Origin of the sequence: Streptomyces seoulensis, assembly GCF_004328625.1 — a bacterium.
Lineage (GTDB): Bacteria > Actinomycetota > Actinomycetes > Streptomycetales > Streptomycetaceae > Streptomyces > Streptomyces seoulensis.
Map to the genome: position 1 here is coordinate 2,531,312 of NZ_CP032229.1, position 22,873 is coordinate 2,554,184.

The 22,873-nt window shown below is 71.3% G+C and carries 21 protein-coding genes; 10 read left to right on the forward strand and 11 right to left on the reverse strand.

Features of this window, described 5'->3' with window-relative positions; genetic code table 11:
* The first annotated feature begins 74 nt into the window (after window positions 1-74).
* The 4 genes from D0Z67_RS11710 to D0Z67_RS11725 all read left to right on the forward strand — a co-directional run bounded on the left by D0Z67_RS11710 (window position 75) and on the right by D0Z67_RS11725 (window position 3,093).
* Window positions 75-1,055: a ribose-phosphate diphosphokinase gene (locus D0Z67_RS11710; RefSeq protein ID WP_031184263.1), complete on the forward strand. Its 981-nt coding sequence runs from the start codon at window positions 75-77 to the stop codon at window positions 1,053-1,055.
* 206 nt (window positions 1,056-1,261) lie between these two features.
* A complete protein-coding gene (locus tag D0Z67_RS11715; RefSeq protein ID WP_031184262.1) occupies window positions 1,262-1,861 on the forward strand; it encodes a 50S ribosomal protein L25/general stress protein Ctc in 600 nt (199 codons plus the stop codon).
* An 82-nt stretch (window positions 1,862-1,943) separates the two neighbouring features.
* Window positions 1,944-2,540 (forward strand): aminoacyl-tRNA hydrolase, encoded by a 597-nt coding sequence (gene pth / locus D0Z67_RS11720; RefSeq protein WP_031184261.1) that lies wholly within the window; start codon window positions 1,944-1,946, stop codon window positions 2,538-2,540.
* Between the two features lie 64 nt (window positions 2,541-2,604).
* Window positions 2,605-3,093, forward strand: a complete 489-nt coding sequence (locus D0Z67_RS11725) for a hypothetical protein (RefSeq protein ID WP_234312943.1) — start codon at window positions 2,605-2,607, stop codon at window positions 3,091-3,093.
* A gap of 85 nt (window positions 3,094-3,178) precedes the next feature.
* Here the strand turns inward: D0Z67_RS11725 and ppc are convergent, their stop codons facing one another.
* Window positions 3,179-5,923: a phosphoenolpyruvate carboxylase gene (gene ppc, locus D0Z67_RS11730; RefSeq protein WP_031184259.1), complete on the reverse strand. Its 2,745-nt coding sequence runs from the start codon at window positions 5,921-5,923 to the stop codon at window positions 3,179-3,181.
* A gap of 301 nt (window positions 5,924-6,224) precedes the next feature.
* Between ppc and D0Z67_RS11735 the strand changes: the two genes are divergently transcribed.
* Both D0Z67_RS11735 and D0Z67_RS11740 read left to right on the forward strand, forming a co-directional pair.
* Entirely contained in the window at window positions 6,225-7,223 is a 999-nt protein-coding gene (locus tag D0Z67_RS11735; protein ID WP_031184258.1) for an acyl-CoA desaturase, read from the forward strand.
* A complete protein-coding gene (locus tag D0Z67_RS11740; protein ID WP_031184257.1) occupies window positions 7,220-7,897 on the forward strand; it encodes a TetR/AcrR family transcriptional regulator in 678 nt (225 codons plus the stop codon). Before D0Z67_RS11735 ends, D0Z67_RS11740 begins: the two co-directional genes overlap by 4 nt.
* On the opposite strand, the gene D0Z67_RS11745 is transcribed toward D0Z67_RS11740, so the two are convergent.
* Together D0Z67_RS11745 and D0Z67_RS11750 are read right to left on the reverse strand one after the other, a co-directional pair.
* Window positions 7,894-8,256, reverse strand: a complete 363-nt coding sequence (locus tag D0Z67_RS11745) for a VOC family protein (RefSeq protein ID WP_031184256.1) — start codon at window positions 8,254-8,256, stop codon at window positions 7,894-7,896. The genes D0Z67_RS11740 and D0Z67_RS11745 overlap by 4 nt on opposite strands.
* A gap of 3 nt (window positions 8,257-8,259) precedes the next feature.
* Window positions 8,260-9,069: a trans-aconitate 2-methyltransferase gene (locus tag D0Z67_RS11750; protein WP_031184255.1), complete on the reverse strand. Its 810-nt coding sequence runs from the start codon at window positions 9,067-9,069 to the stop codon at window positions 8,260-8,262.
* Between the two features lie 89 nt (window positions 9,070-9,158).
* On the opposite strand from D0Z67_RS11750, the gene tamR reads away from it, so the two are divergent.
* Window positions 9,159-9,656: a MarR family transcriptional regulator TamR gene (gene tamR / locus D0Z67_RS11755; protein WP_030814668.1), complete on the forward strand. Its 498-nt coding sequence runs from the start codon at window positions 9,159-9,161 to the stop codon at window positions 9,654-9,656.
* On the opposite strand, the gene D0Z67_RS11760 is transcribed toward tamR, so the two are convergent.
* Window positions 9,615-10,382, reverse strand: coding sequence for a LuxR C-terminal-related transcriptional regulator (locus D0Z67_RS11760; protein ID WP_031184254.1), 768 nt, complete (start codon window positions 10,380-10,382; stop codon window positions 9,615-9,617). The two genes, tamR and D0Z67_RS11760, sit on opposite strands and share 42 nt — an antisense overlap.
* Window positions 10,383-10,613: 231 nt before the next feature.
* Between D0Z67_RS11760 and D0Z67_RS11765 the strand changes: the two genes are divergently transcribed.
* Entirely contained in the window at window positions 10,614-11,078 is a 465-nt protein-coding gene (locus D0Z67_RS11765) for a GNAT family N-acetyltransferase (RefSeq protein WP_031184253.1), read from the forward strand.
* A 1-nt stretch (window position 11,079) separates the two neighbouring features.
* Here D0Z67_RS11765 and galK read toward each other — a convergent pair whose 3' ends face one another.
* The 3 genes from galK to galT are packed head-to-tail and all read right to left on the reverse strand — an operon-like array spanning window position 11,080 to window position 14,278.
* Window positions 11,080-12,234 (reverse strand): galactokinase, encoded by a 1,155-nt coding sequence (gene galK, locus D0Z67_RS11770; protein WP_031184252.1) that lies wholly within the window; start codon window positions 12,232-12,234, stop codon window positions 11,080-11,082.
* Window positions 12,234-13,196, reverse strand: coding sequence for a UDP-glucose 4-epimerase GalE (gene galE, locus D0Z67_RS11775; RefSeq protein WP_031184251.1), 963 nt, complete (start codon window positions 13,194-13,196; stop codon window positions 12,234-12,236). Before galE ends, galK begins: the two co-directional genes overlap by 1 nt.
* Window positions 13,193-14,278, reverse strand: a complete 1,086-nt coding sequence (gene galT, locus D0Z67_RS11780; RefSeq protein WP_031184250.1) for a galactose-1-phosphate uridylyltransferase — start codon at window positions 14,276-14,278, stop codon at window positions 13,193-13,195. Before galT ends, galE begins: the two co-directional genes overlap by 4 nt.
* A 167-nt stretch (window positions 14,279-14,445) precedes the next feature.
* Here galT and D0Z67_RS11785 point away from each other — a divergent pair, with 167 nt between their 5' ends.
* Window positions 14,446-16,158 carry a sodium:solute symporter family protein gene (locus tag D0Z67_RS11785; protein ID WP_031184249.1) on the forward strand — a complete coding sequence of 571 codons (1,713 nt, stop codon included), beginning with the start codon at window positions 14,446-14,448 and terminating at the stop codon, window positions 16,156-16,158.
* A 21-nt stretch (window positions 16,159-16,179) separates the two neighbouring features.
* Window positions 16,180-16,518, forward strand: coding sequence for a hypothetical protein (locus D0Z67_RS11790; protein ID WP_031184248.1), 339 nt, complete (start codon window positions 16,180-16,182; stop codon window positions 16,516-16,518).
* 39 nt (window positions 16,519-16,557) lie between these two features.
* Here the strand turns inward: D0Z67_RS11790 and D0Z67_RS11795 are convergent, their stop codons facing one another.
* The 4 genes from D0Z67_RS11795 to D0Z67_RS11810 all read right to left on the reverse strand — a co-directional run bounded on the left by D0Z67_RS11795 (window position 16,558) and on the right by D0Z67_RS11810 (window position 22,720).
* Complete coding sequence (locus tag D0Z67_RS11795) at window positions 16,558-17,250, reverse strand: helix-turn-helix transcriptional regulator (protein WP_030814646.1); 693 nt, start codon at window positions 17,248-17,250, stop codon at window positions 16,558-16,560.
* A gap of 70 nt (window positions 17,251-17,320) precedes the next feature.
* Complete coding sequence (locus tag D0Z67_RS11800; RefSeq protein WP_051888233.1) at window positions 17,321-18,967, reverse strand: outer membrane protein assembly factor BamB family protein; 1,647 nt, start codon at window positions 18,965-18,967, stop codon at window positions 17,321-17,323.
* 60 nt (window positions 18,968-19,027) lie between these two features.
* Window positions 19,028-20,746: an outer membrane protein assembly factor BamB family protein gene (locus D0Z67_RS11805; protein ID WP_031184246.1), complete on the reverse strand. Its 1,719-nt coding sequence runs from the start codon at window positions 20,744-20,746 to the stop codon at window positions 19,028-19,030.
* A 165-nt stretch (window positions 20,747-20,911) separates the two neighbouring features.
* Entirely contained in the window at window positions 20,912-22,720 is a 1,809-nt protein-coding gene (locus D0Z67_RS11810; protein WP_031184245.1) for an ABC-F family ATP-binding cassette domain-containing protein, read from the reverse strand.
* Between the last annotated feature and the right edge of the window lie 153 nt (window positions 22,721-22,873).

Below are 22,873 nucleotides of genomic sequence, written 5' to 3' on the forward strand. Positions count from 1 at the left end.
ATTCGGCCCTCTCGTGCCCCGTCGAGAGGACGCTTGGCCGGCGGCTGGCTGAGAACCTCTGAGGAGACAGTGCTGTGACCGGGATCAAGACGACCGGCGAGAAGAAGATGATGTTCTTCTCCGGCCGCGCCCACCCCGAACTTGCCGAGGAGGTCGCTCACAAGCTCGGTGTGGGGGTCGTCCCGACGAAGGCGTTCGACTTCGCCAACGGTGAGATCTATGTGCGTTATCAGGAGTCGGCGCGAGGCGCGGACTGTTTCCTGATCCAGAGCCACACGGCGCCGATCAACAAGTGGATCATGGAGCAGTTGATCATGATCGACGCGCTGAAGCGGGCGTCGGCGCGCTCCATCACGGTGATCGTGCCGTTCTACGGGTACGCCCGGCAGGACAAGAAGCACCGTGGCCGTGAGCCGATCTCGGCGCGGCTGATCGCGGACCTGATGAAGACGGCGGGTGCGGACCGCATCCTGACCGTGGATCTGCACACCGACCAGATCCAGGGCTTCTTCGACGGTCCGGTGGACCACCTGTTCGCGCTGCCGCTGCTGGCGGACTACGTGGGCACGAAGGTGGACCGCTCCAAGCTGACCGTGGTCTCCCCGGACGCGGGCCGGGTGCGGGTCGCCGACCGCTGGTGCGACCGCCTCGGCGCGCCGCTGGCGATCGTGCACAAGCGCCGGGACAAGGACGTGGCGAACCAGGTCACGGTGCACGAGGTCGTGGGTGACGTCGAGGGCCGGATCTGTGTGCTGGTCGACGACATGATCGACACCGGTGGCACGATCTGCGCGGCCGCGGACGCGCTGTTCGCGCACGGCGCCGAGGACGTCATCGTGACGGCGACGCACGGTGTGCTGTCGGGTCCGGCGGCGGACCGGCTGAAGAACTCGCGGGTGAGCGAGTTCGTGTTCACCGACACGCTGCCGACGCCGGGTGAGCTGGCGGCGGACCTGGACAAGATCACGGTGCTGTCGATCGCCGGGACGATCGCCAGCGCGGTGCGTGAGGTGTTCGAGGACGGCTCGGTGACGAGCCTCTTCGACGAGCAGTGAGGTTTCTTCGGGCCCGCTGAGGCGGCCCTGGAGATCCTTTTGGGCGCGGCCCCCTTGCCGAGTAGACTGCGACAGTTGCTCGGCGAGGGAGGCCGCGCTCGTGTGTTCCACGGGTGCCGGTTGTCCGTTATCGACGCGCTCTTCGTAGCAGGCCGTTCGTGGCCGGGTGACCACGTCCGTCTCTACCTGTACGAGGAGTGATCCGTATGTCCGAGGTCAAGCTCGCCGCCGAGTCCCGCACCGAGTTCGGCAAGGGTGCCGCCCGTCGCATCCGCCGTGACAACAAGGTCCCCGGTGTCCTTTACGGCCACGGTTCCGAGCCGCTGCACCTGACCCTCCCGGGCCACGAGCTGCTGCTGGCGCTGCGTACGCCGAACGTCCTGATCGCCCTGGACATCGACGGCAAGACCAACGAGCTGGCGATCCCGAAGTCCGTGGTGCGCGACCCGCTGAAGGGCTTCCTGGAGCACGTCGACCTGCTGCTGGTCAAGCGTGGCGAGAAGGTCACCGTCGAGATCCCGGTCGTCGCCGAGGGCGAGCTGGCCCCGGGCGGCAACCTGCTCGAGCACGTGCTGAACGCGCTGCCGGTCGAGGCCGAGGCCACCCACATCCCCGAGTCCGTGACGGTCTCCGTCGAGGGCCTGGAGGCCGGTGCCTCCGTCCACGCCAAGGACATCGAGCTTCCCAAGGGTGTCTCCCTGGCCGTCGAGGACGACGCCGTCGTCCTCCAGGTCCTGGCCGCCCAGGTCGAGGAGCCGGCCGAGGACGAGGCCGCCGCCGAGGGCGAAGAGTCCGCCGAGGCCTGAGCCGCACCGGCTTGAATCATCCGTCAGCCGTCGTCCCCGTCCCCGGGGGCGGCGGCTGGCGCATATCGAGGAGAGTGGCTCGTTGAGTACCCCCGCAAACGCCCCTTGGCTGGTGGTCGGGCTCGGTAATCCGGGGCCGGAGTACGCGATGAACCGGCACAACGTCGGTTTCATGGCGGTGGATCTGCTCGCGGAGCGGATCGGCGGGAAGTTCAAGCGGTCGGGCAAGGCGCAGGCGCAGGTGCTGGAGGGCCGGATCGGTCCGGTGGGTCCGGCCAACCGGCGGGTGATCCTGGCCAAGCCGATGTCGTACATGAACCTGTCGGGCGGTCCGGTGAACGCGCTGCGCGACTTCTACAAGGTGCCGCTCTCCCAGGTGGTGGCGGTCCATGACGAGCTGGACGTCGACTACGGCGCGCTGCGGCTGAAGCTGGGCGGCGGCGACAACGGGCACAACGGCCTGAAGTCGATGACGAAGGCGATGGGCCCCGACTACCACCGTGTCCGCTTCGGCATCGGCCGTCCGCCGGGCCGGATGCAGGTCGCGGACTTCGTCCTGAAGGACTTCGCCTCCGCCGAGCGCAAGGAACTGGACTACCTCGTGGACCGTACGGCGGACGCGGTGGAGTGCCTGGTCACGGAGGGCCTGGAGCGGGCGCAGTCGGCGTACAACTCGTAGCGTCCGGGACATTGCGGCGGCCCCGAGTTGACCCGCCGTAGAGGTATGGCCAATGATCCCGGCCATGCCTGCTGCCTCCGCCAGTTCCGCGCGTTCGGGGTCCGTCGTCCGGATGGGCCGGGTCGTGGTCGCGGGGGCGTTCGCCGCGCTGATCGTGTTCGCCGGGGCCTGGGGGTCCTGGGGGACCGCGCAGCACGCGATGCTGCCCAAGGGGCGCGAGCGCGGCACGCTGACCGTGACGGAGTGTCTGCCCCAGCGCTGCGAGGGCACGTTCGAGCCGCTGTCCCCGGGCGCCACCGCGCGGTCCGCCGTCCGCATCGAGCGGTCGGTGGTGGTGCGCGAGGGGCACGGCTACGACGTCGTCCTGGAGCCCGGCACGGATGTCGCGGTGCGCGCGGGCGTCTCCGGTGTGCTGCTGGCCTGGCTGCCGCTCGGGGGCGCGCTGCTGCTGGCCTCGGTGGTGGTCGCGGGCGGCATGCGGATGCCGAAGCTCGCCTGGCCGCTGGGCCTGGCGGGCGCGGGCCTGCTGACGGCGGCCTTCGTGCTGTCCTGAGACACCTGCCCTGAGACACCTGTCCTGATACGACGGTGCCCCCGGAGCGAGTCAGCTCCGGGGGCACCGTCGTACGCGCTTCGGGTCAGCCGGTGTTGCGCAGGCCCGCCGCGACGCCGTTGACGGTGAGCAGGAGGGCGCGGCCCAGGGTCGGGTCGGGCTCCTCGCCGGCGGCGGCCGCGTCGCGCTGGCGCTTGAGCAGGGCGACCTGGAGGTAGGAGATCGGGTCCAGGTAGGCGTCGCGGATGCTCAGGGTCTGCCGCAACTCGGGCTGTGCGTCGAGGAGTTCGGTCCCGCCGGTGATGCGCAGCACCTCGGCGACGGTCAGCTCGTGCTCGGCCTTGATGGTGTCGAAGACGTGCTTCAGCTCGTCGGGGACGAGGGTGTCGACGTAGTGCTGGGCGATGCGCAGGTCGGTCTTGGCGAGGGTCATCTCGACGTTGGAGATGAAGTTCCGGAAGAAGTGCCACTGTTCGTGCATCTCGCCGAGCACGGTGTCCCCTTCCTGCCGCACGCCCGCCTCGCGCAGCGCCTTGAGGCCGGAGCCGACGCCGAACCAGCCGGGGACGATCTGCCGGGACTGGGTCCAGCCGAACACCCACGGGATGGCGCGCAGTCCGTCCAGCGAGACGCCGGAGCCGGGGCGGCGGGAGGGCCGCGAGCCCAGGTGCAGCTCGGCGAGCTGGTCGACGGGGGTGGAGGCGAGGAAGTACGTCGGCAGGTCGGGGTCCTCGACGAGCCGGCGGTAGGCGGCGTGGGCGGCGTCGGAGACGACGTCCATGGCCGCGTCCCAGCGGGCGAGCGCCTCGTCGGACTGGCGGGGCGCGGTGTGCAGGGCGGACGCCTGGAGGGTGGCGGCGACCGTCAGCTCCAGGTTCTCCCGGGCGAGGGAGGGGATCAGGTACTTGTCGGAGATGACCTCGCCCTGCTCGGTCACCTTGATCTCGCCCTCCAGGGTGCCCCAGGGCTGGGCGAGGATCGCGTCGTGCGAGGGGCCGCCGCCGCGGCCGACGGTGCCGCCGCGGCCGTGGAAGAGACGCAGCCGGACGCCGTAGCGGTGGGCGACGTCGCGCAGCCGGCGCTGGGCACGGTGGATCTCCCACTGGCTGGTGGTGATGCCTCCGAACTTGGAGGAGTCGGAGTAGCCGAGCATGACCTCCTGGACGTCCCCGCGCAGCGCGACCAGGCGCCGGTAGGAGGGGTCGGAGAGCATGTCCTCCAGGATGGTGTCGGCGGCCTTCAGCTCGTCGGTGGTCTCCAGCAGCGGCACGATGCCGATCTTGGCCCAGCCGGCGTGCAGGTCGAGCAGTCCGGCCTCGCGGGCCAGCACGGTCGCGGCGAACACGTCGTCGGCGCCCCGGCACATCGAGATGATGTACGACTCGATGACCTCGGGCCCGAAGACCTCCAGGGCCCGCCGGATCGTCTGGAACACGCCGAGGGTCTTCTCGGCGGCCGCGTCGACCGGGGCCGGGGTCGGGGCGAGCGGGCGGCGCGAGCGCAGCTCCTTGGCGAGCAGCTTGGCGCGGTACTCGCGCGGCATGTCGGCGTAGCGCCAGGACTCCTCGCCGAGCCGGTCGAACAGCTGGCCGAGGGCGTGGTGGTGGGCGTCGGCGTGTTCGCGGACGTCCATGGTGGCGAGCTGGAGGCCGAAGGCGGCCAGGGTGCGGATGACGCGGTCGATGCGGCCGTCGGCGAAGAGGGCGCCGCGGTGCTCGCGCAGCGAGGTCTGGATGATGCGCAGGTCGCTGAGGAGTTCGGCGGTGCCGAGGTAGTCGCGGCCGTCCTCGTGCGGGGTGTTGCGGGCCAGGCGCTGCTTGGTGTTCTCCAGCTTCTGCCGGATCGCGGTGGCCTTGAGCCGGTAGGGCTCCTCGGCGTTGAGCCGCTTGTAGCGGGGGCTGATCTCCGGCAGGCGCTCCAGGTCGGCCTCCAGGGACTCGAGGAGTTCCCGGGTGGCGCCGGCGTAGCGGATGGAGTTGGAGAGCAGGCCGCGCAGCTGGTCGATCATCTCCAGCGCGTCGTTGATGCCGTGCTCGTGCTGGAGGATCAGCACGTCCCAGGTGACCTGGGGGGTGACGTTGGGGTTGCCGTCGCGGTCGCCGCCGATCCAGGTGCCGAAGGTCAGCGGACGGGTGTCGGGCGGCAGGGTGACGCCGACCCGCTCCAGTTCGGCGGTGAGGTCCTCCAGGACGTCGCCGACGGCGTCGGCGTGCAGTTCGTCCAGGTAGTAGATGGCGTTGCGGGCCTCGTCGGTGGGCTCGGGGCGGACCACGCGCAGTTCGTCGGTCTGCCAGACGAGGTCGATGTTCTCGGCGAGCCGTACGTCGTGGCGGCGGCGGTCGGAGTCGAGGACGGGGGTGTCCAGGAGTTCCGCGACCCGGCGCAGCTTGTTGAGGACCGAGCGGCGGGCGGCCTCGGTGGGGTGGGCGGTGAAGACCGGGCGCACGTTGAGGTTGCGGACGGTGTCCCGCAGGTGCTCGGGGTCGGCGTCCTTCAGCCGGTCGGCGGTACGGGAGAGCAGGCCGCCCTCGGCGGCGCGGCGGGCGCGCAGTTCGCGGCCGCGGTGCACCTGCTCGGTGACGTTGGCGAGGTGGAAGTAGGTGGAGAAGGCGCGCACCAGCTTGGCGGCGGTCTCCAGCTCGGTGCCGCGCAGCAGCTCGGCCGCGGCCTCGCCGTCCTCACGGGTGAGGCTGCGGACCTTCTCGACCAGTTCCAGCAGCTCGGGGCCCTCCTGGCGGACGAGGGTCTCGCCCAGGAGATCGCCCAGGCGCCGGATGTCGGCGCGCAGCGCCTGGCCGTTCGTGGTGGTCTGGTCGTCGACACTGCTCACAGGTGCGGCTCCTTGCGGTGTTGAAGCTCATCCGGCGGGAACCCGGACACCCATCCATCACACGGCAAATCGCCGCATACCGGCCGGAACGTCCGGGAAGTAAACAGAGCGGACCGCGCTGTCCGACCGCCTCCAAGGATAGGTGTCCCGGCGGACGCGCAGGATCTCGGGCTCTTGCCGCGGACCGAACCGCTGACATACTTACGACGCCGTAGGTTACGGAACCGTAGGGACGTACCGTCCGTTCCACAGGTGTCCGGCACCCTTTCGACCCCCGCCCTCGACCCCACAGGGGACGCGCATGACCTCGAGTAGTTCCGATGTGATCGACAAAGCCCCGAGCGATGGCGCCACCGCCACGCTGGGCGGCGAACAGAAGCGCTCGATCGAGCAGATCGCGCTCCTGGTGTTCATCGTCGTACCCTTCCTGGCCCTGCTGGCCACCGTGCCGCTGGTGTGGGGCTGGGGGGTGAGCTGGCTCGATCTGGGCCTGCTGGTGTTCTTCTACTTCCTGGGGTGCCACGGCATCACGATCGGTTTCCACCGGTACTTCACCCATGGCTCCTTCAAGGCGAAGCGGCCGCTCAGGATCGCGCTGGCGATCATGGGGTCGATGGCGGTGGAGGGGCCGCTGGTGCGCTGGGTGGCGGACCACCGCAGGCACCACAAGTTCTCCGACGCCGAGGGCGACCCCCACTCGCCGTGGCGGTTCGGGGAGACGCTGCCCGCGCTGATGAAGGGCCTGTGGTGGGCCCACATCGCCTGGATGTTCGACGAGGAGCAGACCCCGCAGGAGAAGTACGCGCCGGACCTGGTCCGGGACCCGGCCATGCGGGCGATCTCCCGGCAGTTCGCGCTGTGGACGGCCGTCTCGCTGCTGCTGCCGCCGCTGATCGGCGGGCTGGCGACGATGTCCTGGTGGGGCGCCTTCACCGGGTTCTTCTGGGGTTCGCTCGTCCGGGTGGCCCTGCTGCATCACGTGACGTGGTCGATCAACTCGATCTGCCACGCGGTGGGCAAGCGCCCGTTCAAGTCCCGCGACCGCTCGGGCAACGTGTGGTGGCTGGCCGTGCTGTCCTGCGGCGAGTCCTGGCACAACCTGCACCACGCCGACCCGACCTCGGCGCGGCACGGGGTGGAGCGCGGGCAGATCGACTCCTCGGCGCGGTTCATCCGCTGGTTCGAGAGGCTCGGCTGGGCCTATGACGTGCGCTGGCCGTCGCGCTCGCGCATCGACGCGCGCCGCGCGGACGGTGACGGCTCCTCCCGGCGCGGGAAGGCCGCCGCGAAGGCGGCATGATTGACGGCGTGGCCACCGACTCCAGCAGCACCTCGAGCAACGACAAGACGCGGCGGACCCGCCGGACCCGGATGACCGGTGCGGAGCGCCGCCAGCAGTTGCTGGAGATCGGCCGGACCCTCTTCGCGGCGAAGGGCTTCGAGGGCACCTCGGTGGAGGAGATCGCGGCCAAGGCCGGGGTCTCCAAGCCGGTGGTGTACGAGCACTTCGGCGGCAAGGAGGGCCTGTACGCGGTCGTGGTGGACCGGGAGATGCGGTGCCTGCTGGACATGGTCACCGGCTCGCTGACCGCCGGCCACCCGCGTGAGCTGTGCGAGCAGGCCGCGTTCGCGCTGCTGGACTACATCGAGGAGTACACGGACGGTTTCCGCATCCTCGTCCGCGACTCCCCCATCCCGCAGTCCACGGGGTCCTTCGCCTCGCTGATCTCCGACATCGCCACCCAGGTGGAGGACATCCTGGGCCGCGAGTTCAAGAGCCGGGGCTTCGACTCCAAGCTGGCCCCGCTCTACGCCCAGGCCCTGGTAGGCATGGTCGCCCTCACCGGCCAGTGGTGGCTGGACGTCCGCCGCCCCAAGAAGGCCGAGGTGGCCGCCCACCTGGTCAACCTCGCCTGGCACGGCCTGGACGGCCTGGAGCAGAAACCCCGCCTGATAGGCCACCGCAAGAGCTAGCCCGTCGGCCGCAGGAACTCCAGGCGGTTGCCCACCGGGTCGGTGGAGTGGAAGCGGCGGTGGCCGGGCAGTCCGGCGTCCCACTCCACCGGCGCTCCGTGGGCGGCCAGCCGGGCGGCGCAGGCGTCGAGGTCCGCGACCAGCAGGCCGGGGTGCGCCTTGCGGGCGGGGCGGAAGTCGTCGTCGACACCCAGATGGAGCTGGACCCCGCCCGCCCGGAACCAGCAGCCGCCGCGCGCCGCCAGTGCCGGGGGCTTGGGCACCTCCGTCATGCCGAGCACCCCGCCGTAGAAGTCGCGCAGCGCGTCCTCCGTACCGGGTGGCATCGCGAGCTGCACGTGGTCGATCGCACGCAGCACGGCTCAGGCCCCCTTCACCGCCACCGCGAACAGGCGGCGGAAGGGGAGGATCGTGCCGTAGGGGGCCGGTGGGTACGCCTCGCGCAGGAGGTCGCGGTACTCGCCGACGAAGGCGTCCCGCGCCTCGGGATCGTCGGCCAGCGCGGTCAGGGCGGGGCGGAGGCCGGTGCCCTTGACCCAGTCCAGGACCGGGTCGTCGCCGGTAAGGACGTGCTGGTACGTGGTCTGCCAGACGTCGGTGGCGCAGCCCAGACGGGCGAGGCGGTCCAGGTAGACGCCTGGGGCGTGGACGGAGTCGGGGGCGCGCAGGACGCCGGCCAGCCGGGGTGCCCAGCGGGGCGTGGCGGCGAGTTCGCGCATGAGGGCGTGTAGGGGGGCGTCGGTGTTGTCCGGCACCTGGAAGGCGAGGACCCCGCCCGGCTTCAGTGCCTCGGTCCAGTCCGCGAACCGGTCGAGGTGGCCCGGCACCCACTGGAGGGTGGCGTTGGAGAACACCAGGTCGTGCGGGCCCTCGGGGGTCCAGGTGCGGGCGTCGGCGGGGGCGAGATCCAGCGCGGGCTGCTCGGCGCGGGCGCGCTGGAGCATCTCGGGCGAGTTGTCGTAGCCGGTGACGTGGGCGCCGGGCCAGCGTTCGGCGAGCAGCGCGGTGGCGTTGCCGGGGCCGCAGCCGAGGTCGGCGATCCGGGGCCGCTCGGCGGGCAGGGCCGGGACGCGGGCCAGGAGGTCCACGAAGGGGCGCAGCCGGTGGCCGGAGTGACGGAGGTACTGGGCGGGGTCCCAGGAAGGCGTCGCGGGCGTCGGGGGCGTCGTCATGGCAGCCACCTTCCCGGAGACTTTCTCTTGATGTCAAGATACTCAGCTTCAAGAGACTTCACGTCGACACAACCACTACACTGATCTCCATGGAGGACGAGGTCGATCGGCTGGTCGCAGCGTGGCGCCGGGAGCGCCCTGACCTCGACGTGGAACCACTGGAAGTGCTGAGCCGGGTGAGCAGGCTGGCCCGGCACCTGGACCGCGCCCGGCGGCTCGCCTTCTCCGAGCACCAGCTGGAGCCCTGGGAGTTCGACGTGCTGACCGCGCTGCGCCGCGCCGGCACCCCGTACCAGCTCTCCCCCGGCCAGCTGCTCACCCAGACGCTGGTCACCTCGGGGACGATGACCAACCGCATCGACCGGCTGGCCAAGAAGGGCCTCGTGGAGCGGCTGCCCGACCCCAGCGACCGGCGCGGGGTGCTGGTGCGGCTGACCGACACCGGCCGGGACCGCGCCGACGAGGCGCTGGCGGGCCTGCTGGCCCAGGAGCGGGCCATCCTCGGTGAGCTGTCCCGCGCCCAGCGCGGCGAACTCGCCGGGCTGCTACGCCAGTTGACCGCCCCGTTCGACAACGTCCCCGGATAGGTCGGCCGGCCCCACCCCGGCTCGCCGGGCCAGTGCCACGGCGGCCAGCGTGGAGTGCACGCCCAGCTTGCCCAGCACGTTCTGCATATGGGTGCGGACGGTGTGCGGGGAGAGGAACAGCCGCTCCGCGACCGCCTTGCGGCCGAGCCCGGCGACCATGCAGCGCAGCACCTCCCGCTCGCGCGGGGTCAGCGACTGCACCAGCCGCTCGCTCTCGCTGCGGTGCTTGCGCGCCGCCGTCAGCTCCTTGAGCACGCCGGTGAGCAGCGCGGCCGGCAGATGCGTCTCGTCCCGCAGCACGCCCCGTATCACGGTGAGCAGCCGGGACAGCGAGCAGTCCTTGGCGACCCAGCCCGAGGCGCCCGCCTGGAGCGCGAGCGCGGCCCGGTGCGGGTCGTCCTTCTCGGCGAGCACCACCGTGCGCACCCCGGACTGCGCCGAGCGCACCCCGGCGACCAGCGAGATCCCGTCCACCAGGCCGTCCGCGTCGCCCGCCTGCACCGGCACCGCCGTCCGGCCGCCGGGCAGCACCCGGCCGAGGTCGGCGTCGACCAGCAGCACGTCGTAGCGGCGGCCCTCGGAGGCGGCGCGCTCCAGGCAGCGCAGCGCGGCCGGGCCGCTGCCCGCGGCGGACACGTCCACGTCGGGCTCGGCGGCCAGCGCCGCCGCGAGGGACTCGGCGAAGATGCGATGGTCGTCCACGACCAGCACTCGGATGCGAACCACGAAACCCCCTTCCCCAGGCTCCACTTGGAGCAGGGGTCACCCACGGCCCGGCGACGGCGCGGCGGCCGCCGTCGCGGAGACTGCTACCCCCGGCGCGGTCGCCGTACCCGCCCGTCCCGCCCCCTGATCCGGCCGCCCGCCCCCACGGGGACCGCTCATGAGGGCCCTCAGCGTACGGTCGGCCCCGGGCCGTGGGGAGCCGATTGACGGAACTGACCGGCCGTCGCGTTTATGGTGTGCCGCATGTTTCGGATCGAGACGGAAGTGGACAAGGACCGACGGGATCTGCTGCACGCGCGGCTGCGGGACACCAACACGGCGGCCTCCCCGGTGCTGGCCGCGCTGCGCGGCTCGCCGGGCGACCGGCACACCCCGCTGCACGTGTGGGTGCTGGACGAGGCGGGCGGTCTCGCCGGGGGGCTGGTCGGGCACACCTGGGCGGGCTGGCTGCACGTCACGTACCTGTGGGTGGACGCCCGGTACCGGGGCGCGGGACTCGGCTCCCGGCTGCTCGACGAGGCCGAGCGCGTCGCGCACACCGGCCGGGGCTGCGCGCGCTCCCGGGTGGAGACCTGGGACTTCCAGGCCCCGGCGTTCTACCAGGGCCGCGGCTACGACGTGGTGTCCGTGATCCCCGACTACCCGCCGGGGATCACGGAGTACACGCTGACCAAGCGGCTCGGCCGGGCGGTGTAGCTCAGCCGAGGCGGCGGGCACCCGGCGAGGGCACCGCCTCGAAGACGCGCGGGGCGGTGTACCCGGCCGCCGCGAACGCCTCCTCGACCGCCTTGGTGAGGGTGTCCACCGCGGACGCCTCGGCCAGCGCGATCGCGGAGCCGCCGAAGCCGCCGCCGGTCATCCGGGCGCCCAGCGCGCCGGATGCCAGCGCGGTGTCGACCGCGAGGTCCAGCTCCGGGCAGGAGATGCGGAAGTCGTCGCGCAGCGAGGCGTGGCCCTCGGTGAGGACCGGCCCGATGGCCCGGACGTCGCCCGAGGTCAGCAGCTCCACCACCCGCTCGACGCGCCGGTTCTCGGTGACGATGTGCCGCACCAGCCGGCGCACCTCACTCTCGTCCCCGAGCTGCTCCAGCGCGGCCTCCAGCCCGTCGTACGCCACGTCGCGCAGCGCGTCGACGCCGAGCAGGGCGGCGCCCTTCTCGCAGCCGGCCCGGCGCTTGCCGTACTCGCCGCCGCTGTGGGCGTGCTTGACCTGGGTGTCGATCACCAGCAGGCGCAGGTCCTCGGCGGCCAGGTCGAACGGGATCTGCCGCTGGGACAGGTCGCGGGTGTCCAGGAAGAGCGCGTGGCCCTCCTCGCAGCAGGCCGACGCGGTCTGGTCCATGATGCCGGTGGGCGCGCCGACGTAGACGTTCTCCGCGCGCTGGCACAGCCGGGCCAGCTTCCAGCGCGGCAGCTCAAGGCCGAACAGGTCGTCCAGCGCGAGCGCGACGACGACCTCCAGCGCGGCCGAGGACGACAGCCCGGCGCCGGTCGGCACGGTGGAGGCGAGGTGCACGTCGGCGCCGGTGACCGGGTGCCCGGCCTCGCGCAGCGCCCACACCACGCCCGCCGGGTACGCGGTCCAGTCGTCGTCGGTGCCCGGCGCGAGGCCGTCCAGGGCGAGTTCGACGACCTCGCCCCCGATGTCGGCCGAGTGCAGCCGCAGCAGGCCGTCGGTGCGGCGGGAGACGGCCGCGGTGACCTGGTGCGGCAGGGCGAACGGCATGACGAAGCCGTCGTTGTAGTCGGTGTGTTCGCCGATCAGGTTGACCCGGCCCGGCGCCGCCCACACCCCTTCCGGTGCCGCCCCGTACAGCTCGGTGAAGCGTTCCCGGACCTGCTGTGCCCCCACTAGTGCTCCCTCTGCGTGTCGCGCGCGAACTCCCAGGCGTCCGCGATGATCCCGGCGAGGTCCGCGCGGGACGGGTTCCACCCCAGTGTGGCGCGTGCGGTCTGAGCCGACGCCACCAGGACCGCCGGGTCGCCGGCCCGGCGCGGGGCGGTGACCTCGGGGATGGGGTGGCCGGTGACCTCGCGGGCGGTCTCGACGACCTCGCGGACGGAGAAGCCGTTGCCGTTGCCGAGGTTGCAGATCAGGTGCTCGCCGGAGCGGGCGGCGCCGAGGGCGAGGAGGTGGGCGTCGGCGAGGTCGGCAACGTGGATGTAGTCGCGGACGCAGGTGCCGTCGGGGGTCGGGTAGTCGTCGCCGTAGACCGAGATGGCCTCGCGGCGGCCCTGGGCGACCTGGAGGACGAGGGGGATGAGGTGCGACTCGGGGTCGTGGCGCTCGCCGTAGGGGCCGTAGGCGCCGGCCACGTTGAAGTAGCGCAGGGAGACGGCGGCCAGGCCGTGGGCGTGCGCCTCGCTGGTGATCATGTGGTCGACGGCCAGCTTGGAGGCGCCGTAGGGGTTGGTGGGCCGGGTCGGGGCGGACTCCGGGATCGGCACCTCCTCGGGCTCGCCGTAGGTGGCGGCGGTGGAGGAGAAGACCAGCCGGTTCACGCCCGCCTCGCGCATGGCGGCGAGCAGGGCCATGGTCCCGCCGACGTTGTTCTCCCAGTACTTCTCCGGCTTCACCACCGACTCGCCGACCTGGGAGAAGGCGGCGAAGTGCAGCACCCCGTCGTAGGACGGGTCGAGCCACTTGGCGGCGTCGCGGATGTCGCCCTCGACGAAGGCGGCACCGGCGGGCACGCCCGCGCGGAAGCCGGTGGAGAGATTGTCGAGGACGGTGACCTCGTGCCCCGCCTCCAGCAGATGCTGGGCGACGACACTGCCCACATAGCCCGCGCCACCCGTCACCAGGTACTTCATGAACTCGCTACCTCTCGCAGTCGCTCGGCCGCGCGCTCCGGCGGCACGTCGTTGATGAAGACGTTCATGCCGGACTCGGAACCCGCGAGGAACTTCAGCTTGCCGGAAGTGCGGCGGATGGTGAAAAGCTCCAGGTGGAGCGCGAAGTCGTCCCGCGTCACCCCGTCGAAGCCGGGGAGGCCGCCGAACGGCGCCTGGTGCCAGGCCGCGATGTACGGCGTCGGCGCCACGGCCTCGTCGCCCTCCTCACCCTCCGGCCGCCCGAAGATCCGGTCGAAGCGCCTCAAGAGTTCCAGATAGACCTGGGGGAACTCTGTGCGCGCGGCCTCGTCCAGCGCGAGCAGGTCGGGCACCCGGCGCTTGGGGTAGAGGTGCACCTCGTAGGGCCAGTGCGCGGCGAACGGGACGAAGGCCGCCCAGTGTTCACTCTCCAGGACGACCCGGTCACCGGCGAGTTCGCGCTCCAGGACGGCGTCGAAGAGGTTCTCCCCGCCCGACTCGGCCTTGTGGTCGGCGAGCGAGCGGAGCATCAGCGCGGTGCGCGGGGTGATGAACGGGTAGGCGTAGATCTGGCCGTGGGGGTGACCGAGCGTCACCCCGATCTCGGCGCCCCGGTTCTCGAAACAGAAGACCTGCTTGACGGAGGGCAGATGCGACAGCTCGGCGGTGCGGTCGGTCCACGCCTCCAGCACCAGCCGGGCCTGCTCGTCGGTGAGGGAGGCGAAGGACGCGTCGTGGTCGGAGGTGAAGCAGACGACCTCGCAGCGGCCGGAGTCACCGGCGAGGGAGGGGAAGCGGTTCTCGAACACGACCACGTCGTAGGCGGAGTCCGGGATCTCGCTGAGCCGCCCGTCCCGGCTGGGGCACAGCGGGCACTCGTCGGCCGGCGGGTGGTAGGTGCGGCCCTGGCGGTGGGAGGCGATGGCGACCGAGTCGCCGAGCAGCGGGTCCCGGCGGATCTCGGAGGCGGTCACCGTGGGCTCCAGCGGCCGCCGGTCCACCGCGTCGCGGACGGTGTCGTCCCGCAGGTCGTAGTAGACCAGCTCACGCCCGTCGGCCAGCCGGGTCGAGGTCTTCTTCACGCCGGACTCCTCGCTCTCACTCAACACAATCAAACATAACAAACCACAACCCCACAACGGGTCGCACGATCACAATCGAACAAAGAACACCAACAGAACTGTTCAAATAATGAACGCCGCGGCGTAGGTTCCGCTCTGGATCAGTTCGCGCAACGAAGCGAGTTCTCATGCAGACCCCCCCGACCGGACCCGCGCCCCTGGCGGCGGGCCCCAGCTATCTGGCGGCGGAGCTACGGCTCCCCACCAACTGGCTCGACTACACGATCCTGGCCATCTACTTCGTCGTGGTTCTCGGCATCGGCTTCGCGGCCCGCCGCTCGGTGAAGACCAGCCTGGACTTCTTCCTCTCCGGACGCTCGCTGCCCGCCTGGATCACCGGCCTCGCCTTCATCTCGGCGAACCTGGCGGCCACCGAGATCCTGGGCATGGCGGCCAACAGCGCCCAGTACGGCGCGTACACCGTGCACTGGTACTGGATCGGCGCCATCCCGGCCATGGTCTTCCTCGGCCTGGTGATGATGCCCTTCTACTACGGCAGCAAGGTCCGCTCGGTCCCCGAGTTCCTGCTGCTGCGCTTCGACAAGGCAGCCCACCTGCTCAGTTCGATCCTGTTCGCGTTCGCCGCCATCCTGATCGCGGGCGTGAACCTGTACGCGCTGGCGATCGTGGTGGAAGCCCTGCTCGGCTGGCCGCAGTGGGTGGCCATCGTGGTGGCGGGCGCCTTCGTGCTCGGCTACATCACGCTGGGCGGCCTGTCCTCGGCGATCTACAACGAGGTGCTCCAGTTCTTCGTGATCCTGGCCGCCCTCATCCCGATCACCATCCTCGGCCTGAAGAAGGCCGGCGGCTGGGACGGCCTCACCCACAAGCTGGACGCGGCCCACGGCGCCAACTTCACCACCGCCTGGGGCGGCACCGGCATCGGCAGCGCCAACCCGCTGGGCGCCAACTGGCTGACCATCGTGCTCGGTCTCGGCTTCGTGCTGTCCTTCGGCTACTGGACGACGAACTTCGCCGAGGTGCAGCGCGCGCTGTCCGCGAAGAACCTCTCCGCCTCCAAGCGCACCCCGCTGATCGCGGCCTACCCGAAGATCTTCATCGTCTTCCTGGTGATGATCCCCGGCCTGGTCGCCGCCGCCCTGGTCCCGAAGATCGGCCAGCCCGGCTCCGGGCTCCAGTACAACGACGCGATCCCCTACCTGATGCAGGAGCTGCTGCCCAACGGTGTGCTCGGCATCGCGGTCACCGGTCTGCTCGCCGCGTTCATGGCGGGCATGGCGGCCAACGTGTCGTCCTTCAACACGGTGTTCACCACCGACATCTGGGCCCGCTACGTCAAGCCGGACCAGGAGGACGCCTACTACGTCCGCTTCGGCCGCTGGATCACCGTCATCGGTGTCGCCGCGTCGGTCGGCACGGCGTTCCTGGCGTCGTCGTTCTCGAACATCATGAGCTACCTCCAGACGCTGTTCTCCTTCTTCAACGTCCCGATGTTCGTGGTCTTCATCGTCGGCATGTTCTGGAAGCGCGCCTCGGCCAAGTCCGGCTTCTGGGGCCTGCTCGCCGGTACCGCCACCGCGATGGTCAACTACTTCGTGTTCTACAAGGAGGGCATCATCTCGATCCCCTCCGACCAGGGCGCCAACTTCGTCTCCGCCATCGCGGGCTTCGTCGCGGGCGCGGTCGTGATGGTCGCGGTGTCGCTGTTCACCAAGCCCAAGCCGGCCGAGGAACTCCAGGGCCTGGTCTACGGCACCTCGTCGCCGGGCATGTCCGAGGCACCCGCCGAGGGCGACGACGCCTGGTACCGCAAGCCCGCCCTGCTCGGCTGGGGCGCGGTCGTCCTGGCCGCCGCCTGCTACATCCCGTTCTCGTTCTGATCGCGGGAGGATGAGGAAACCATGACCGACGAATCCCCCCGCCCCGAGCACGGCGCCACCGAGCACGACGTGAACCGCGAGGTCACCGAGCTGGAGGGCAAGTCCGCCACCGCGGCCCGCATCTTCGACCTGCGGCGCATCATCGGCGGCCTGTTCGTGCTGTACGGCGTCATCGTCACGATCACCGGCATCACCGACTCCCAGGCCGCGATCGACAAGGCCGAGGGCGTCAACATCAACCTGTGGACCGGCATCGGCATGCTGATCCTCGGGGTGTTCTTCCTGGCCTGGCTGAAGCTGCGGCCGACCCCGCCCCCGCTGCCCGCCGAGGACGCGGGCGACGAGGAGCCCGTGCACTAGCGCTACGCGCTTTCACGGAACCGGAGCCGGAGCTGTGGACTACAGCTCCGGCTCCGTCGTGTGCGGGGCCGCGCCGGCCCGGTCCAGCAGGCCGGTACGGGCCGCGAGGGCGGCCGCCTCCAGCCGGGAGCCCACGCCCAGCTTCATCAGCACCCGCTGCACATGGGTACGGGCGGTGCTGGGCGCTATCCCCATGCCGGCCGCGATGAGCCGGGTGTCCTCGCCGTCGGCGACCCGGACCAGCACCTCCACCTCGCGCGGGGTGAGCAGCCGCAGCAGCCGCTGGCCCTCGTCGTCGGGCTGCACGGCCGGGTTCAGCAGCTCCGCGAAGGCGCCCTGGAGCAGCTGGGGGGCGACGGCCGCCTCACCGGCGCGGGCCTTCAGGATGGCCCGCTCGACCCCCTCGATGCGCTCGTCGTGCCGTACGTACCCGGCGGCGCCCGCCGCGAAGGCGGCCGCGATGCCGCGCGGGGACGGCACCGGGCCGAGGACCAGGACGGCCACCTGCGGGCGCTCCCGCTTGATGCGGGCCACCGGGTCGAACGCGCCCGGCTCGGCGGGTGCCGCGGTGCCCAGCAGGCACACCTCGGGGGCGCGCGATATCACCAGCTCGGCCGCGCCCGCGGCCGGCGCCGCCGCCGCGAGCACCCGGTGCCCGCGCAGCTTCAGCGCCGACGCCAACGCCTCCGCCAGCAGGCGGTGGTCGTCGACGACCATGAGCCGCACTCCCATAGAGCAACCCCCCAGTCCCTCCGATGTCCCGGAAGTTACACGCTCGGGGCGCCTGCCGTGCGGGCTTCGCTCAGTCGCGGGTGCCGAAGGCCACCACGCTGTTCTTGTCCTTGTCGAAGCTCCCGATCGGCTTGGCCGCGTTCGGCGCCGCCATGAACAGCTTGCCCTGGCTGTACCGGTACTCCGAGAAGGTGGGCTGGAGCCCGCTCAGCAGGGAACGGTCGCCCTGGTCGGGGGGCAGGTCCATCAGCGTCGTGGACTTGAAGCTCGCGCCGTCGATGGTGACGACCTGGGCGCCCTTGTCGTACGGCGGTTCCTTGTACGCGATCAGGTTGCCGCCGTCCATGCGCAGCGGGAACAGCGTGGAGCCGTCGCCGGCCTCGGCCCGCTGGCCGGTCTGCTTGCCGGTGGCGAGGTCGAAGGCGACGACCTCGTTGGTGCGGATGCTCTTGCTCTTGCTGCCGCTGTGCTCCTTGGTCGCCAGGTACAGCTTGCCCTGGCCCGCCACGACCCCCTTGCACTCCTCGACGAGGGTGATGGTCTCGCACTCGCCGTCGTAGGTGTCGCCGGAGACCGGGATACGGGCCAGCAGCCGGCCGGTGCGGCTGTCGATGGAGAAGTAGTCCGAGACCCCGCTGCCGCCGCTCGCGCTGTGCCCGGCGTCCGCGCCGACCACCAGCGGGTCGGTGGAGACGATGCCCGCGTACTCGATGCCGGCGCTCATCTTGTACTCGGAGATCACCTTGCCCGAGGTGGGGTCGATGTTCTGGATGCTGAGGGTGCGGTTGCCGAACGCGCCGCACTTGCGGACCGCGACCAGCTTGGTGCCGCCGCCGTAGCCGACGTCGTCGCAGTCGTCGCCGGGCTTGGGCTGCCAGAGCACCTTGCCGGTGCCGATGTCGTAGGCCGCGCCGCCGCGGAGACCGCCGACCGCGACGGTCTTCCCGGCGACGGTGACGTTCTGGAACGTGGTGGCGAACTCGCCCGTGCCGATCGACTTGGTCCACAGCTTGGTGCCGGCCCGGACGTCGACGCCCGCGACCTGGGTGCAGCCGGGGCGGTTGTCCTTGGTCGGCATGGAGGGCTGGTAGACGATGCCGGTGCGGCCGTCGGGGGTGACGTGCTCGGTGGCCGCGCAGACCGGGCCGGGGAGCTTGAGCGTCCACTTCTTGTGGCCGTCGGACACGTCGTAGCCGGTGATCTCGGCGATGCCGCTCTTGGCGTAGACGCCGGTGCTCAGCCAGGAGCCCGGCGTGGTGACGACGTTCTCCTCGGTCTTGGGCTGCGGGACCTTGAACAGGACGTCGGCGGCCGGGTTGTCCGGCACCTTCTCCTTGCCGCCGGTCGCGGTGCCGGTGCCGTTCTTGTCGCCCCCGGCGCGCGTGCCGCCGCCGTCGGAGGAGTGGGAGTACCAGATGCCGGAGCCGATGATCAGGCCGATGGCGACGACGGCGGCGAGGACGATCAGCGCGATGGCGCGGTTCTCCTTGGCCCGGGTGTCGTCACCCGCCACGAGGGTCGGCGGCTGGGCGGGGTATCCGTAGCCCGGCTGCTGGGGCTGCTGCTGCGGGGCCGGGTAGCCGTAGCCGGGCTGCTGCGGCGGGGGTGCCTGCGGATAGCCGTACGTCGGCTGGGGGTTGGCGGCCGGTGGGACGGGCGGCGTCGGCGGGGTGGGCGGCTGGTCCTGGGGCGGGCCGGAGGGCGGCTGGTCGCTCATCGTGGGGTACCTCGAAGCGGCTGGTGGGGGCGGCGGGCGCGGCGGGGAGCAGGGGGTGGGCTACTTGCCGTAGGCCATCATCAGCTTCTCCTCGGAGTCGTCCTGGCCGCTGAGCCGGTTGGTGGCGATGAAGAGGCGGCCGCCGGACCAGACCGTGGTGGCGTCGAAGAAGCCGTTCTCGATCTTCGCCGCGCCGTCCGGGTTCTGGAGCAGCGTGGCGGGCCGGTGCGCGCCGGAGCCGGTCGGGATCGACAGCACCCGGCCGCCCTGGAAGTAGGCAGCGCCGGCGTAGGCGACGAGGTCACCGCCCTGGATTCCGAGCGGGACCATCGAGCGGGCGATCGGGGACTTCACCCGCCACTTCTCCCTGCCGTCGGCGAGCCCGATGGCGACGATCTCGTTCGCGCCGGTGGTGGACTCGGTGGGCAGGTAGAGGGTCTTGGCGTCCACGGCGACGGAACGGCAGTTCTGCAGGCCCCGGTTCAGGGAGAGGAAGCCGCAGCCGGGGGCGAACTTCTTGTCGACCTTGACCTCGGAGGTGAAGCGGCCGCGGTCGTCGAGGGTGGAGATGTTCCACGCCTTCTTGTCGCGGTTGGTCAGGTAGACCACGAGCGGCTTCAGCGAGAACACGCGCTCGGCCCGCCAGCCCTTGGTGACGGTCCGGGACCACTTCGCCTTGCCGGTGGCCGGGTCGAGTTCGCGGATCTCGTCGCGCTCCTTGGCACCGCCCGCGCCGCAGGAGGCCACCTGGACCAGGCGCCCGCTGTCACCGGCGTACCCGGCCGGGTAGCAGTCCGTGCCGTACTTCTTGAGGTCGTACAGCTTCTTGCCGGTGGCCGCGTCGTACGCGGTGCCCGACATGTCGCGGCCGACCAGCAGGGTCTTGCCGGCCAGGGTCAGCTCGATGCTGCGGGTGCTGTCGAACAGCTGGCTGCCGTCCGCGACCTGGGCGTGCCAGCCCTTCTTGCCGGTGTCCAGGTCGATCTGCTGGAGCTGGTTGCACTTGGCGCGGTCGGTGGTGCCGTTCATGTACGCGACGACGATTCTGCCGTCCGCGTCGGCCCGCTTGGTGACCGCGCAGACCTCGTACGGCAGGGCGATCGGCGCCCAGGCGGCCGTGCCGTCCGCGACGCGGAAGCCGACGACCTCCTTGTACGCGGCCTTTACCGCGGTCTTCCCGGTGATCCAGAGGCCGGGCGCGTCCGCGCCGTTGCCGGGGGCGTCGGGGGCGGACTTGAGCCAGAGGACCTTCGCCTCGCCGGGCTTGCGGCCCGCGTTGAGGTCCTCGGCGTCCGAGCGGCCGTCGCCCTTGCCGTCGCCGGTGTCGGCGGAGGGGGAGGCGGAGTGCTTGCTGTCGCCGCTCGGGTGGGCGACGGGCTTGTCGTCGTCCCCGCCGCCGCTGGTGAACGCGTACACCGTGCCGCCGACGAGCAGCAGCGCGACGGCCACCGCCCCGGCTATCAGCGCGGTGCGCTTCTTGTTCCCGGGCGGCTTGCCGGGGCCACCGGGCTGCGGGTACGCCCCGTAGGGGGCCTGTCCGTAGGGGCCGGGCTGGGCGTACGGGCCGGGGGGCTGCTGGGGGTAGCCGTAGCCGGGCGGTGGCGGGGGCTGCTGGGGATAGCCGTAACCGGGCGGCGGCTGCTGCGGTGCGCCGAACCCGCCCTGCGGCGGCGGCTGTTGCGGGGCGCCGAAGCCCCCCTGCGGCTGGCCCTGCGGTGGCTGATTCTGCGGCGGGCCGAAGCCGCCGTGCGGCGGCTGACCGGGCGGCGGCTGGCTCATCAGCGCTGCTCCCCCTCGTTCACTGACTTTTAGCCTACGAACCGCCTTTCTATCACCGACCACCTACAGCACAGGGGCCCGTGAAGGCCCCTGTGCCCAAGGTCGAACCACCCCGTGATGCGGCCGTTACGGACTCGCCGGTATGGCCGGATTCCGCCGTCCGCGCTACGCGTCCTCCGCCAGCTCCAGCCAGCGCAGCTCCAGTTCCTCGCGCTCGCCGACGAGTCCGCGCAGTTCGGCGTCGAGTTCGGCGACCTTGGCGAAGTCGGTGGCGTGGTCCGCGATACGGGTGTGCAGCTTGGACTCCTTGTCGGAGAGCTTGTCCAACTGCCGCTCGATCTTCTGGAGTTCCTTCTTCGCGGCCCGCTGGTCGGCGGCGCTCCTCTCCGTGGTGGCCGGGGCGGGCGCGGCGGCGGCCGAGCGCTGGGCCACGGCCTCCTCCATGCGCAGCCGGCGCTCCAGGTACTCGTCGATGCCGCGCGGCAGCATGCGCAGGGCGCCGTCGCCGAGGAGGGCGTACACCTTGTCGGTGGTGCGCTCGACGAAGAAGCGGTCGTGGGAGATGACGACCATCGAGCCGGGCCAGCCGTCGAGGACGTCCTCCAGCTGGGTCAGGGTCTCGATGTCCAGGTCGTTGGTGGGCTCGTCGAGGAAGAGCACGTTGGGCTCGTCCATGAGCAGGCGCAGCAGCTGGAGCCTGCGGCGCTCACCGCCGGAGAGGTCGCCGACCGGCGTCCACTGCTTCTCCTTGGTGAAGCCGAACGTCTCGCAGAGCTGGCCCGCCGTCATCTCGCGGCCCTTGCCGAGGTCCACGCGCTCGCGCACGCGCTGTACGGCCTCCAGCACCCGCCAGTTGGGGTCGAGTTCGGCGACCTCCTGGGAGAGGTAGGCGAGCTTGACCGTCTTGCCGACGCTGACCTTGCCGCCCGCGGGCTGCTCCTCGCCGCCGGAGCGGGCGGCCTCCGCCATGGCCCGCAGCAGGGAGGTCTTGCCGGCGCCGTTGACACCGACCAGGCCGATGCGGTCGCCGGGGCCGAGCTGCCAGGTGACGTGCTTCAGCAGCTCCTTGGGGCCCGCGGTGACGCTGACGTCCTCCAGGTCGAAGACCGTCTTGCCGAGCCGGGAGGAGGCGAACTTCATCAGCTCGCTGCTGTCGCGCGGCGGCGGCACGTCCTTGATCAGCTCGTTGGCCGCCTCGACGCGGAAGCGGGGCTTGGAGGTGCGGGCGGGGGCGCCCCGGCGCAGCCAGGCCAGCTCCTTGCGGACGAGGTTCTGCCGCTTGGTCTCCTCGGTGGCGGCGATGCGCTCGCGCTCCGCGCGGGCGAAGACGTAGTCGGAGTAGCCGCCCTCGTACTCGTAGACCGTGCCGCGCTGGACGTCCCACATGCGGGTGCTGACCTGGTCCAGGAACCAGCGGTCGTGGGTGACGCAGACGAGTGCCGAGCGGCGCTCGCGCAGATGGCGGGCGAGCCAGGCGATGCCCTCGACGTCGAGGTGGTTGGTGGGCTCGTCCAGCACGAGGAGGTCCTGCTCCTCGATCAGCAGCTTGGCGAGCGCGATCCGGCGCCGCTCACCGCCGGAGAGCGGGCCGATGACGGTGTCCAGACCCTTGGGGAAGCCCGGCAGGTCGAGCCCGCCGAACAGCCCGGTCAGCACGTCCCTGACCTTGGCGTTGCCCGCCCACTCGTGGTCGGCCAGGTCGCCGATGACCTCGTGCCGGACGGTGGCCCCGGGGTCGAGCGAGTCGTGCTGGGTGAGCACCCCGCTGCGCAGTCCCCCGGAGTGCGTGACCCGCCCGCTGTCGGCCTCCTCGACCTTGGCGAGCATCCGGATCAGCGTGGTCTTCCCGTCGCCGTTGCGCCCGACGACCCCGATCCGGTCCCCTTCCGACACACCGAGCGAGACGCCGTCCAGCAGGGCCCGCGTGCCGTAGACCTTGCTGACGTTCTCGACATTGACCAGATTGACGGCCATTTCACTCCTGTGCAGGGGGATCGATCAGCCTTCAAGCGTAGGCCCTGCCGGGCGGGGAGCGGGGCGCGCGGGTGCGGTCACTCTTTGTGATGACGTGATCGACGTTCGGCCGCTACCGTTGACCACAGGCAGCAGGATCTCCGTCCATGGGAG